Here is a 12,386-nt window from a genome sequence, read left to right as displayed (position 1 = left end):
CAGGGCAGTGAATATGATCACCATTCGTGATGTAGCGCGCCAGGCTGGCGTGTCTGTAGCGACCGTTTCCCGCGTACTGAATAACAGCGCGTTGGTCAGTCCCGACACCCGTGACGCCGTTATGCAGGCCGTCACCCTGCTGGGGTATCGGCCAAATGCGAATGCGCAAGCGCTGGCCACTCAGGTGAGCGATACCATCGGCGTCGTGGTCATGGATGTTTCCGATGCCTTTTTCGGCGCTCTGGTGAAAGCCGTAGATCTGGTCGCGCAGCAGCACCAGAAATATGTTCTCATTGGCAACAGTTATCATGAGGCGGAAAAAGAGCGCCATGCGATTGAAGTCTTGATCCGTCAGCGTTGTAACGCATTGATTGTTCACTCAAAAGCCTTAACCGATCGCGAGCTGAGCGACTTTATGGATCAGATCCCCGGTATGGTGCTGATTAACCGTATCGTGCCGGGTTATGCGCATCGTTGTGTCTGTCTCGACAATGTGAGCGGCGCCAGAATGGCGACCCGAATGTTGCTGAATAATGGACATCAACGCATCGGCTACCTGGCCTCCAGCCACCGTATTGAAGATGACGCGATGCGCAGAGAAGGGTGGTTACACGCGCTGCAAGAGCAGGGGGTTGCTGCGTCGGAGAGCTGGATTGGCACCGGCACGCCGGATATGCAGGGCGGCGAGTCGGCAATGGTTGAGTTGCTGGGACGCAATCTGCAACTGACGGCGGTATTTGCCTATAACGATAACATGGCGGCGGGCGCGCTGACGGCGTTAAAAGATAACGGCATCGCCATTCCCTTGCATCTGTCTGTCATCGGTTTCGATGATATCCCTATTGCTCGTTATACCGATCCTCAGTTGACTACCGTGCGCTATCCTATTGCTTCTATGGCGAAAATCGCGACCGAGCTGGCGTTACAGGGGGCCGCAGGCACGCTGGATATCACGGCGACGCACTGCTTTATGCCGACCCTGGTACGGCGCCATTCGGTGGCGTGGCGACAGAATGCGGTACTGATCACTAACTGATTACGCCCCGCATGTAACCGTTTTCAATCTGTGAGTAAATTCACAGTTTATTAACATTGTGATAGCTATGATGACAACGTTTGTCGCACTGTAACTAATGTGTAACAGTTAGTTGTCAGTTTTGCTGGGGTATTTCGCTTATAAAAACCGTTATCACAATATCCCGCGACTACCGGACAAAAATAAAGAGTTGAATAAGAGCTTATCCCATTAGGGCTATTTTACTTGCCATTTTGGTCCTGGGCAGTGCTCGCCAAAACGCGTTAGCGTTTTGAACGCCGCTAGCGGCGGCCCGAAGGGCGAGCGTAGCGAGTCAAACCTCACGTACTACGTGTACGCTCCGGTTTTTGCGCGCTGTCCGTGTCCAAACTGGCTGCGCCAATAACGCCTGGTGGGATAGGCTCTAAATACGCTTCGGCGTTCAGTAACACGCGTTAACGTGCTGAACAGCCTGGCATTTTTTTACGCTATACCCTACATAATAAAACCGGAGCTACCATGAATAAGAAGGTACTGACCCTTTCTGCCGTGATGGCAAGTCTGTTATTCGGCGCGCACGCGCACGCGGCTGATACTCGTATTGGCGTGACGATTTATAAATATGACGATAACTTTATGTCCGTGGTGCGTAAGGCTATTGAAAAAGATGGCAAATCCGCGCCGGATGTTCAGCTACTGATGAATGACTCGCAAAACGATCAATCTAAACAGAATGATCAAATTGACGTTTTATTGGCGAAAGGGGTTAAAGCTCTGGCGATTAACCTGGTCGACCCGGCAGCCGCCGGTACGGTGATTGAGAAAGCGCGCGGGCAAAATGTGCCGGTGGTGTTCTTTAACAAAGAGCCTTCCCGCAAAGCGCTGGACAGCTATGACAAGGCGTATTATGTCGGGACTGATTCTAAAGAATCCGGTGTGATTCAGGGCGACTTGATTGCCAAACACTGGCAGGCGAATCAGGGTTGGGATCTGAATAAAGACGGTAAAATTCAGTATGTTCTGCTGAAAGGCGAGCCGGGGCACCCGGATGCTGAAGCCCGTACGACGTATGTGGTGAAAGAGTTAAATGCTAAAGGTATTCAGACCGAGCAACTGGCGTTAGACACCGCCATGTGGGATACCGCGCAGGCAAAAGATAAGATGGATGCCTGGCTGTCTGGCCCGAACGCTAACAAGATTGAAGTGGTTATCGCGAATAACGATGCGATGGCGATGGGCGCGGTAGAGGCGCTGAAAGCGCATAATAAATCGTCGATTCCGGTCTTTGGCGTCGATGCGTTACCGGAAGCTCTGGCGTTGGTGAAATCGGGCGCGATGGCCGGTACGGTACTGAATGACGCCAACAATCAGGCGAAAGCGACATTCGATCTGGCGAAAAACCTCGCCGAAGGCATGGGCGCGGCTGACGGCACCAACTGGAAGATTGAGAACAAAATCGTGCGCGTGCCTTATGTCGGCGTGGACAAAGACAATCTGAGCGAATTTACCCAAAAATAACTTTTCCGTCTGTGGGCGCAATTTTGTTGCGCCCTGAAACCGTGGAAGGGTGACGCGCCGCAGACCGGATAACGTATTTCTTTTGCCATCCGGCGCGGATAGTCATAATTAAAAAGGCCGACAGGGTATCATTATGGGCAGCACGATTTCTCCGCCGTCGGGTGAATATTTGTTGGAAATGCGTGGCATTAACAAATCATTTCCCGGCGTGAAAGCGCTTGATAATGTCAACTTAAACGTTCGTCCGCACTCTATTCATGCATTAATGGGCGAAAACGGCGCAGGCAAATCAACATTATTAAAATGTCTTTTCGGTATTTATCAAAAAGACTCCGGCAGCATTGTATTTCAGGGAAAAGAAGTGGACTTCCATTCGGCGAAAGAAGCGCTGGAGAATGGGATTTCGATGGTACACCAGGAGTTAAACCTGGTATTACAACGTTCGGTCATGGATAACATGTGGCTGGGGCGTTATCCCACCAAAGGTATGTTTGTCGACCAGGATAAAATGTACCAGGATACCAAAGCGATATTTGATGAGCTGGATATCGATATTGACCCGCGCGCGCGCGTGGGAACGTTATCCGTTTCGCAAATGCAGATGATTGAAATTGCGAAGGCGTTTTCCTATAACGCTAAGATCGTTATTATGGATGAACCGACCTCATCGTTAACTGAGAAAGAGGTTAATCATCTGTTCACCATTATCCGCAAGCTGAAAGAACGCGGCTGCGGAATTGTTTATATCTCGCATAAAATGGAAGAAATTTTTCAATTGTGCGATGAAATTACTATTTTGCGCGACGGTCAATGGATTGCCACCCAGCCGCTGGAAGGGCTGGATATGGATAAGATCATTGCGATGATGGTCGGGCGTTCCCTGAACCAGCGCTTCCCGGATAAAGAAAATAAGCCGGGCGATGTGATTCTGGAGGTCCGTCACCTGACCTCGCTGCGCCAGCCTTCCATTCGCGATGTCTCCTTTGATTTGCACAAGGGCGAAATTCTGGGCATTGCCGGTCTGGTTGGGGCAAAGCGTACCGATATCGTCGAAACGCTGTTTGGCATTCGTGAGAAGTCGTCCGGGACAATCACTTTACATGGCAAGAAAATTAATAATCACACTGCGAACGAAGCGATTAACCACGGTTTTGCGCTGGTGACGGAAGAACGTCGTTCCACCGGAATTTACGCCTATCTGGATATCGGATTTAACTCATTAATTTCGAATATCCGTAATTATAAAAATAAAGTGGGGTTATTGGATAATTCCCGGATGAAAAGCGACACCCAATGGGTCATTGACTCCATGCGGGTAAAAACGCCGGGGCATCGCACGCAAATTGGTTCGCTTTCCGGCGGCAATCAGCAAAAGGTGATCATTGGTCGCTGGCTATTAACGCAGCCGGAAATATTAATGCTGGACGAACCGACCCGCGGCATTGATGTCGGCGCAAAGTTTGAAATTTATCAGCTTATTGCGGAACTGGCGAAAAAAGGCAAGGGGATCATCATTATCTCTTCTGAAATGCCGGAGCTGTTAGGGATTACCGATCGTATCCTGGTGATGAGTAACGGTCTCGTTTCCGGCATTGTCGATACTAAAACAACAACGCAAAACGAAATTTTGCGTCTTGCTTCTTTGCACCTTTAAGATCAGGGGCTCCTTATGAGTGCGTTAAACAAGAAAAGCTTTTTGACCTGGCTGAAAGAGGGCGGAATTTACGTCGTTCTTTTAGTGTTGCTGGCGATTATTATTTTCCAGGACCCGACTTTTTTAAGTTTGCTGAATTTAAGTAATATTCTGACGCAATCTTCGGTACGTATTATTATCGCGCTGGGCGTGGCGGGACTCATCGTCACCCAGGGGACAGACCTGTCGGCGGGGCGTCAGGTAGGGCTGGCGGCGGTTGTGGCGGCAACATTACTGCAATCAATGGAAAACGCCAACAAAGTGTTTCCGGAAATGGCGACCATGCCGATTGCGCTGGTCATCCTGATTGTCTGCGCGATTGGCGCGGTGATTGGCCTGGTGAACGGCATCATCATTGCTTACCTGAACGTGACGCCGTTTATTACCACGCTTGGCACGATGATTATCGTTTATGGGATCAACTCCCTTTACTATGACTTTGTCGGCGCTTCGCCCATTTCCGGCTTTGACAGCGGCTTTTCCACCTTTGCGCAGGGCTTTGTGGCGATGGGCAGTTTCCGGCTCTCATACATCACCTTTTACGCTCTGATTGCGGTAGCGTTTGTCTGGGTGCTGTGGAATAAGACCCGTTTTGGTAAAAACATTTTTGCTATTGGCGGCAACCCGGAGGCGGCGAAAGTTTCTGGCGTAAACGTGGCGCTGAACCTGCTGATGATTTATGCGCTCTCCGGCGTGTTTTATGCCTTCGGCGGCTTACTGGAAGCAGGGCGTATTGGTTCTGCCACCAACAACCTCGGCTTTATGTATGAACTGGATGCGATTGCCGCGTGCGTGGTCGGGGGCGTATCGTTTAGCGGCGGAGTGGGGACGGTCTTCGGCGTGGTGACCGGCGTCATTATCTTTACCGTCATCAACTATGGCCTGACCTATATAGGGGTAAACCCGTACTGGCAGTACATTATCAAAGGCGGCATTATCATTTTCGCCGTGGCGCTGGACTCGCTGAAATACGCGCGTAAGAAGTAGTTATCCAGACCTATTACTTTGCTTATCAGATAACCCGGCGCAGCGAAACTGCGCGCCGGGCTTCATACCGTGAGCTACAGCGTTAACGCGTGTTCTTTTTCGCCTTTTTTAAATTTGACCTCGCCTAAATCAATACAGGCGACCGGGCAGACATGACCGCACAGCAGACAACCGACGCATTTTTCCGTATTGCAATGCGGCATGCGGCTGTGTTCATCCCACTCCATCGCCTGATGACCGCCGTCATAGCAGGAGATATAGCAACGTCCGCAGCCGACGCATTTCTCCTGATTAATCCGCGGATAGACGATATAGCTGCGATCCAGATCTTCCGCCGGGATAATATTGCCATTCGCCAGCCCGATCATCTCCTGTAATGAGGCAAATCCCTGATCGGCCAGATAGTGGCTGAGGCCGCTCGCCATATCTTCTACAATGCGGTAACCGTATTGCATAATGCCTGTCGTCACCTGTAGGGTCGCCGCGCCCAGCAGCAGAAATTCGGCAGCGTCTTCCCAGGTTTCAATGCCGCCGATACCGCTAATCGGGAAATCGCGCAGTTCAGGGTGCATTCGCAACTGCTGGATAAAACGCAGCGCAATGGGTTTCACCGCTTTTCCTGAATAACCGGAGATACTGGATTTACCGTTAACCACCGGCATCCCGATTTTGCGGTTCAGGTCGATGTTAGTAATGGATTTCACGGTGTTGATGGTGGCGATACCGTCGGCTCCGCCGCGTTTGGCGGCCAGCGCGACTTCACACATATCGCCAATATTCGGCGTCATTTTCGCCAGCATTGGCAAAGATGAACCGCGTTTTACGGCGCGGCAGTATTTTTCAACCAGCTCCGGGCTTTGCCCTACATCGCTTCCCATGGCGTGCGAGGTCATCTGCGGGCAAGAGAAGTTACACTCAATCATATCCGCGCCGGCTTCTTCAACCAGACGCGCCAGTTCCTGCCACTGCTGCTCATTTTCCCCCATGATGGAAGCAATCAGCACCTTATCCGGATAATCCTGTTTTAGCCGTCGAATGGCGGCCAGATTCTCTTCCAGCGGATGCTCAGCAATTTGCTCCATGTTTTTGAAACCAATAAAACCGGTATCTTCTTTCGTCAGGTGGTCAAAACGTGGAGAGACTTCGTTGGCAATAAAAAAACCAATGGTTTTAAAAACGATCCCGCCCCAGCCGGTATCATAGGCTTTGGCGCACATCTCATAACAATTGCCTACCGGAGAAGAAGAAAGGCAAAACGGATTGGGAAACTTAACGCCGCAAAAGGTAACAGACAAATCTTTTGTTAACATGAGCAGGCCTCCTCTAAATAATGATGAATAGCCTGAGCGGCTTCTTTTCCGGTTTTTACCGCATAAACGACGGTCTTATCACCTTTAACAATATCGCCAGCGGCAAAGATCGCCGGGTCGTCGGTTTGATAATTATGCGTGTCGATAATATTATGCTGCGCTTTTATCTCCGCAAAGTTATCCAGTCGCGCGTGCTGCCCCACGGCCAAAATAATATTTTCCGCTTCCAGCGTCAGTTCTCCTGAGTGGCGTACATGGTGGAAGATCACTTTATTTCCGCTGACGGCGACAGGCGTAAAACCATCAATAATCGATACGCCTAATGCCTGTGTGCTGGTAAATTCTTTTTCGCTGGCGGGGAATTCGGCTAATTCTTCCCGCGCCACGCAGGTGACGGAAGGACAGCCGAGAATTTTTAACGTACTGGCGACATCCATCGCTACGTCGCCGCCGCCAATAATTAATGCGCTACGCGGAACGCTAATATCGCCGTCGGCCTGACGGGCGCGCTGTAAAAAATCAACGGCAATCTCTACGTGACTGGCTTGCTCAAATAACGGTAAATCAGAGCCACAGGACATCCCGACGGTCATCAGCACGGCGCGATATTCGGCTTTGAGTTGCGCAAGCGATAGCGACCCGCCCACCTCACAATTACATTTAATATTGACGCCCATTTCTACAATGCGGGCAATTTCCTGATCGAGTACGCTTTGCGGCAGACGAAATGCCGGGATGCCGTGACGCAGCCATCCGCCGGGTTGCGGCTGTTTTTCGTAAATGGTGACGTCATAGCCTAAATGCGTGAGCGTCACGCTTGCCTGCAAACCTGCCGGACCCGCGCCAATAATCGCGACTTTCCCGCGTGTTTTACTCCCGGGCTGATAAATCTGCATGGCAGTCTGCTGTTCAAAATCGGTAATAAAACGTTGCAGGCGTGCAATATCAATAGGTTTATCTATTCCGGAACGTGTACATCCGCGCTGGCATAATTTTTCCGTCGGACAGACTCTGGCGCAGACAGCGCCAAGCGCGTTATTTTCCCGGATAGTTTCCGCTGCGCCTTTAAAATTGCGAAAGTAAATAGAACGAATAAATTTCCCCGGATCGGTTTGCGCCGGGCAAGCCTGACTACAGGGCGCATCGTGACATAATAAACAACGTGAAGCCTCTTTTATTGCCAGTAATGGCGTAAAACCAGGCGTGAGTTCATCCAGATAATTTTGTTGCGGCATATAATCTTCCTTAATGCTTGAATAAATTAAGGCGAAACGCAAATAACGCGTTTTAATGATCTAAAATCTACCGCCAGCCTAAGCATTGAAAGAAGGGTATTCTGTGAAAGAATTCACAAAAAAATGAAACCAGAATGCAAAACAGCATTTGTTCCTTATATCATAATAATAACTATTCTCAATTTTAAAGGGATAATAAATAGATTAACGATAAAAAAGAAGATAAATAATCATTCCAGTAAATAAAAAACCGCAACCGGTATAAAGAAAAAGATAAGACCAATATTGTACGGGATCGGCATGGCGATAGACATAAACCGGTTTTCGCGCATTTTTGACAACTTTATCTACCGCGCCGGTTCGCCAGCCTTTCCAGGCCTCACGGAAGCAAAAAAGCGGGAGTAGCAGAAAGGCTAATATGACAAATATCGTCTGTACATCCATGATCATTTCCCTTTTTTCTTTTCCAGTTCAAGCAATTGTTCCGGCGTAACGGCCGGATACCCCTGGGCGTCATTCGGCACCTGATGCTGCGTGGGAATAGGTACCAGCGGGCCTAAAAAACGCGGTTCGCGTTTAAAAATATAGAGATCCGCCAGCGCGCTAAAGCGGGCGCCAAATTCGCGCAGGCGCACTGTCAGCATATTTTTGGGTGAAGGTACCGCGTAACACTGCGCCTGAATGCCCATATGCAACGCAATAAACAAGGCGCGTTCGCAGTGGAAGCGCTGAGTGATGATAATAAAGTCGTTGGTATCAAACACTTTGCGGGTACGCACAATGGAGTCAAGCGTACGGAAGCCAGCGTAATCAAGCACAATGTCCGCAGGATCGACGCCCGCCGCGATAAGGTCTTTGCGCATGGTCATCGGTTCGTTATAGCTTTGCAGGGCATTGTCGCCGCTGAGCAGCAGGTAATTGACTTTACCGCTATTGTAAGCGTTTAACGCGCCCTGAATACGGTAACGATAGTACTGATTAATGACACCCTTACGATAGTATTTGGCTGTCCCTAACACGACGCCAACCTGGCGGTAGGGAAGATCCTGTAGCTCGTCATAGATATAGGGCGCTGTTTTCCAGCTCATCCACCGATCGAGGCCAAGCACCGTCAACAGCAGCAAGCCTACCAGGACCAACAGGCTGTAAAACACGCGCTTTAACATGCAGGAAACTCGATACCAGGATGAAAGTACGATCAGGCTACTGTACCCGAAGACGTAGCGCAAGAAACCGCCGTCTGATTGCGGAGATTTTCAGCATGATTTCCCTTGTATCGGGTCGCGGGAGAGGAGAGTCAGGCCGGATAAGACGCCAGTGCGTCGCTATCCGGCACATTTGCTTAGCCGAGAAGCACGCGGTCAATATTATGGCAACCTAACGCTTTCAGCGTTGCGGCGGTGGCATCCCATTGAATTAATGCCGCATCGCCTTTTTCCGCCAGAATCGCACGCTGAATATCCGCATAGTCATAACCATTGAGACTCAGCAGGTTTAGCGCGCCTTGCAGCGGGGGGAGCGTAGGGTTAAAGGCGGCGTTTTCCGCATAGCTGCCGGTGAAAATACGGCCATCTTTACATTCCAGCGCCACGCCGCTCGGTGAGTGGCTATAAGGCATATGGCTCTTATTGGCTGCCGTAATCGCCGCTTGCGTTAGCGTATCGCCCGTTAACGTAAAGCCATGATCCTGCTCGTCCATCAGCAGCGTTTTGATCTCCAGATCTTTTGGCCCGAAAGCGTCAGGCAGATAATCGCGTAACGTATGCGGCGCGCGGCCCGGCAGATGAATGCGCAGATCCAGACCGCTGTTCAGCTCGTTCATAAACTGGCGACAGTGGCCGCAAGGCGTGTAGTTAACGGTGACGGCGGCGAGCCCTTTTTCGCCGCGTAGCCAGGCGTGGCTAATCGCGCTTTGTTCAGCATGCACAGTTTGTTGCATGGTGGCGCCCAGGAACTCCATATTCGCGCCGAAATACCAGTTGCCGCTAACGCCGCGCGCAATCGCGCCGACGTTAAAATGGGACAAATCGGTACGGGCGCAGGCCGCCGCCAGAGGTAACAGTGCGAAAGCCAGCGCGTCTTCGTCCAGTCCCGCCGTATTTTTAAGCGTCGAGACCTGCTCTGCGGTCAGCATGGCGGGAAAATGGTGGTCCGCCAGGATAGGGGCCAGCGCTGATTGCAAATTATCCGCAAGCTGGGCAAAAGCAGTTTGAAAACGTGGATGCATGGCGTTGCCTCATAACAATGTAATGGAACCGTAGTTTACGGGCCTGCTATGTCTTAATATGTGATCCAAATCTCATTGCTTATGCAACTTGTGAAACTTCAATGAAAAATGCGCGACGTATCGCAAATTTTAACCCGGTCTTTTGTCCCGTCGTTAGCGCATTACCGCCAGAATGAGCGGAAACAAAAAGGGCGCTACCAGCGAGGTAATAATGCCGCAGATCACCAGCGCCAGGGAGCTAAACGCGCCTTCCTGGTAATCCAGCTCGGCGCAGCGCGCAGTACCGAGCGCATGTGAGGCGGTCCCCATTGCCAGCCCGCGTGCGGCTTTAGTACGGATGTGCATCGCGTTTAACAGCGTGTGGCCAAACACCGCGCCCAGAATACCGACAAAAATTACGCATACCGCGCTGATCGCGGGGATGCCGCCGATGCTGCCGCCCACCGCCATCGCGATAGGCGTAGTCACGGATTTAGGCAGTACCGATGCCGCGATTTCAGGCGTTGCGCCCATCAGCAAGGCAACGGATGTTCCGGTAATCATCGCTACCAGACTGCCGACAAAACAGATGCTAATAATGGATTTCCAACGCGCGCGAATCTGGTGCAACTGTTCATAAAGGGGATAGGCCAGCGCCACCACCGCCGGTTGCAGCAGATCGTTAAGTACTTCGCTGCCTTTGAAGTAGTGCTCGTAGGGAATACCGGTCAGCAACAGAAAAGGAATAATGACAACCATTGCCACCAGCAGCGGATTCAGCAACGGCATTTTAAAATGCGCCGCCAGTCTGCGGGCGGCGAAAAATACCGCCAGCGTCAGCGGTAACGACCACCAGATATATGTCATCATTTTTTCGTTCCCTTCTGCCCAACCACTTTACGCTCACCGTGTATCAGATGTGAACTCCAGCTTACGACCACAAAAACGACCAGCGTACTGATAGCGCAAGAGACCACCACCGGGCCGAATTGCGCGCGCAGTAAATCAAAATATTGCATGACCCCGACGCCAATCGGCACAAACAGCAACGCCATATAACGAATCAGCACATAACAGCCGGGGTTAACCCACTTCGCCGGCAGAATTTGCAGCGCCAGCAACACAAACAGAATTAACATCCCGATAATGCTGCCGGGAATAGTGATAGGAAGCAGTGATGCAAGAAAAATGCCTGCGTACAAACAGGCATAAATCAATACAAAAGCGCGTATATATTGCCAGATAATATTCAGTGACTTACTCATGTTTAAAGCCCTTGATGAGATGGATTCATCATACAATTAAACGTTAAAACGTGCTACCGATCACATCATGAATTCTTAGCATAGTGGGTATAGACAGCAGGAACATCGGGCAATGCCCCTGGTCGGCGGCGTTAAACCTGGGCTAAAAAATACAAAAAGCGACTCAGGGCCAAAGACGGTGTCTCATTCTTACGCCAGAACATCCCTACGCTGCCTTTTTGCTCAATTTTTGGCAAGTTTAAAATCGCCAGTTGTCCCTGGCTGGCATAGCGTTGCGCCAGCCGTAAAGAAAGAATAGAGATCATATCGCTGCTTTGCAGCAAATTGGTGCTGACGTTCATTGACGCCGATTCAATGGTGTTTTCCGGGAGCATGACGCCGTTATCGACGAGGGCGTTATCAATACTGATGCGAATAGGGGTGCCGGTTGGCCAGACTATCCACCGCCAGTGCGCCAGATCGCTCCAGGCGATCTGCGCTCGCGCGGCCAGCGGATGGTGCGGACGCGCCACAAAGCAGACCGGCTCGGTATAAAGTACCTGATAATTAAGCGGCAGTTGCAGGGCGCGGCCGCCGACACGCCCTACCACCACATCCACCTGACCGGCAAGCAAATCGTGCAGCAGCGGCGTCATTACCTTCTCTTCAATATTCAGATGCAGCGTCGGCATTTCGTTAAGCAGGCTCAGAATCGCCTGTGATACGCAGTCAGTCGCCACGGGCGAACAGCCGATCTTCAGGCTGCCAACCAGGCCGCCCTGCTTGAAACGGGCGATTTCATACTGTGAACGCTCCAGATCGTTAATTAGGCGCTGGGCGTGCTGGAGCAGTAATTTACCGCCTTCCGAGGGGCGTAGCCCTTTACTGTGGCGCTCAAAAAGCGTGATGCCAATCTCATCTTCGAGTTGAGATAGCCACTTCGATAGCGCCGGCTGGGAGATATTCATCATCCGGGCGACGTGCGTCAGGTTGCCCTGTTCGCCCAGCGCAACCAGCGTTTGTAGGTGATGTAATTTCAATTTCTGCGCCCAGTTCGCCATTCGCTATAACCTCCAGGTTATGTCTCTGCCTGAAAAGCCATTGTACATTTTATCGCTCACTCTACAAACTCGTAACATAGCAAACATAAAAACAACATCTATCTCCCTGCACTGAGG

12 protein-coding genes are annotated in these 12,386 nt (G+C 50.9%); 4 read left to right on the top strand and 8 right to left on the bottom strand.

Translation table 11 applies throughout. The features are described 5' to 3' along the window. Positions 1–13: 13 nt before the first annotated feature. The 4 genes from galS to mglC all read left to right on the top strand — a co-directional run bounded on the left by galS (position 14) and on the right by mglC (position 5,213). A complete protein-coding gene (gene galS / locus ACLJQD_RS11555) occupies positions 14–1,036 on the top strand; it encodes an HTH-type transcriptional regulator GalS (RefSeq protein WP_000628634.1) in 1,023 nt (340 codons plus the stop codon). Positions 1,037–1,534: 498 nt separating this feature from the next. Continuing rightward, the gene (gene mglB / locus ACLJQD_RS11550) at positions 1,535–2,533 is read left to right on the top strand and encodes a galactose/glucose ABC transporter substrate-binding protein MglB (protein WP_017442003.1); all 999 of its coding nucleotides are present in this window, start codon (positions 1,535–1,537) and stop codon (positions 2,531–2,533) included. Between the two features lie 133 nt (positions 2,534–2,666). Further along, a complete protein-coding gene (mglA, locus tag ACLJQD_RS11545) occupies positions 2,667–4,187 on the top strand; it encodes a galactose/methyl galactoside ABC transporter ATP-binding protein MglA (protein ID WP_000535907.1) in 1,521 nt (506 codons plus the stop codon). A 15-nt stretch (positions 4,188–4,202) separates the two neighbouring features. Beyond that, positions 4,203–5,213: a galactose/methyl galactoside ABC transporter permease MglC gene (gene mglC / locus ACLJQD_RS11540; protein ID WP_001275101.1), complete on the top strand. Its 1,011-nt coding sequence runs from the start codon at positions 4,203–4,205 to the stop codon at positions 5,211–5,213. A 74-nt stretch (positions 5,214–5,287) separates the two neighbouring features. Here mglC and preA read toward each other — a convergent pair whose 3' ends face one another. The 8 genes from preA to ACLJQD_RS11500 form a co-directional block, all read right to left on the bottom strand. Further along, positions 5,288–6,523 (bottom strand): NAD-dependent dihydropyrimidine dehydrogenase subunit PreA, encoded by a 1,236-nt coding sequence (gene preA, locus ACLJQD_RS11535; protein WP_017442002.1) that lies wholly within the window; start codon positions 6,521–6,523, stop codon positions 5,288–5,290. Continuing rightward, complete coding sequence (locus ACLJQD_RS11530; protein WP_017442001.1) at positions 6,517–7,758, bottom strand: NAD(P)-dependent oxidoreductase; 1,242 nt, start codon at positions 7,756–7,758, stop codon at positions 6,517–6,519. The genes preA and ACLJQD_RS11530 overlap by 7 nt, the downstream gene beginning before the upstream one ends. 204 nt (positions 7,759–7,962) lie before the next feature. Further along, positions 7,963–8,208, bottom strand: a complete 246-nt coding sequence (locus ACLJQD_RS11525) for a DUF2542 family protein (RefSeq protein ID WP_000605187.1) — start codon at positions 8,206–8,208, stop codon at positions 7,963–7,965. Beyond that, on the bottom strand, positions 8,205–8,924 hold the full coding sequence (gene sanA, locus ACLJQD_RS11520) for an outer membrane permeability protein SanA (RefSeq protein WP_000920081.1): 720 nt from the start codon (positions 8,922–8,924) through the stop codon (positions 8,205–8,207). Before sanA ends, ACLJQD_RS11525 begins: the two co-directional genes overlap by 4 nt. A gap of 176 nt (positions 8,925–9,100) precedes the next feature. Beyond that, the gene (gene cdd / locus ACLJQD_RS11515) at positions 9,101–9,985 is read right to left on the bottom strand and encodes a cytidine deaminase (RefSeq protein WP_000553526.1); all 885 of its coding nucleotides are present in this window, start codon (positions 9,983–9,985) and stop codon (positions 9,101–9,103) included. Between the two features lie 153 nt (positions 9,986–10,138). Beyond that, entirely contained in the window at positions 10,139–10,834 is a 696-nt protein-coding gene (locus ACLJQD_RS11510; protein ID WP_000989296.1) for a CidB/LrgB family autolysis modulator, read from the bottom strand. Continuing rightward, on the bottom strand, positions 10,831–11,229 hold the full coding sequence (locus ACLJQD_RS11505; RefSeq protein ID WP_000045719.1) for a CidA/LrgA family protein: 399 nt from the start codon (positions 11,227–11,229) through the stop codon (positions 10,831–10,833). Before ACLJQD_RS11505 ends, ACLJQD_RS11510 begins: the two co-directional genes overlap by 4 nt. Positions 11,230–11,360: 131 nt before the next feature. Then, positions 11,361–12,269 (bottom strand): LysR substrate-binding domain-containing protein, encoded by a 909-nt coding sequence (locus ACLJQD_RS11500; protein WP_000024658.1) that lies wholly within the window; start codon positions 12,267–12,269, stop codon positions 11,361–11,363. Positions 12,270–12,386: the final 117 nt, after the last annotated feature.

This window comes from Salmonella sp. SAL04214 (assembly GCF_046550615.1).
GTDB classification, from domain to species: Bacteria; Pseudomonadota; Gammaproteobacteria; order Enterobacterales; family Enterobacteriaceae; genus Salmonella; species Salmonella enterica.
This window is presented reverse-complemented; position numbering and strand designations above follow the sequence as displayed.

Coding starts and splice junctions, on each gene's coding strand:
- galS (WP_000628634.1), top strand. CDS start 14: ATGATCACCATTCGTGATGTAGCGCGCCAGGCTGGCGTGTCTGTAGCG.
- mglB (WP_017442003.1), top strand. CDS start 1,535: ATGAATAAGAAGGTACTGACCCTTTCTGCCGTGATGGCAAGTCTGTTA.
- mglA (WP_000535907.1), top strand. CDS start 2,667: ATGGGCAGCACGATTTCTCCGCCGTCGGGTGAATATTTGTTGGAAATG.
- mglC (WP_001275101.1), top strand. CDS start 4,203: ATGAGTGCGTTAAACAAGAAAAGCTTTTTGACCTGGCTGAAAGAGGGC.
- preA (WP_017442002.1), bottom strand. CDS start 6,523: ATGTTAACAAAAGATTTGTCTGTTACCTTTTGCGGCGTTAAGTTTCCC.
- ACLJQD_RS11530 (WP_017442001.1), bottom strand. CDS start 7,758: ATGCCGCAACAAAATTATCTGGATGAACTCACGCCTGGTTTTACGCCA.
- ACLJQD_RS11525 (WP_000605187.1), bottom strand. CDS start 8,208: ATGATCATGGATGTACAGACGATATTTGTCATATTAGCCTTTCTGCTA.
- sanA (WP_000920081.1), bottom strand. CDS start 8,924: ATGTTAAAGCGCGTGTTTTACAGCCTGTTGGTCCTGGTAGGCTTGCTG.
- cdd (WP_000553526.1), bottom strand. CDS start 9,985: ATGCATCCACGTTTTCAAACTGCTTTTGCCCAGCTTGCGGATAATTTG.
- ACLJQD_RS11510 (WP_000989296.1), bottom strand. CDS start 10,834: ATGATGACATATATCTGGTGGTCGTTACCGCTGACGCTGGCGGTATTT.
- ACLJQD_RS11505 (WP_000045719.1), bottom strand. CDS start 11,229: ATGAGTAAGTCACTGAATATTATCTGGCAATATATACGCGCTTTTGTA.
- ACLJQD_RS11500 (WP_000024658.1), bottom strand. CDS start 12,269: ATGGCGAACTGGGCGCAGAAATTGAAATTACATCACCTACAAACGCTG.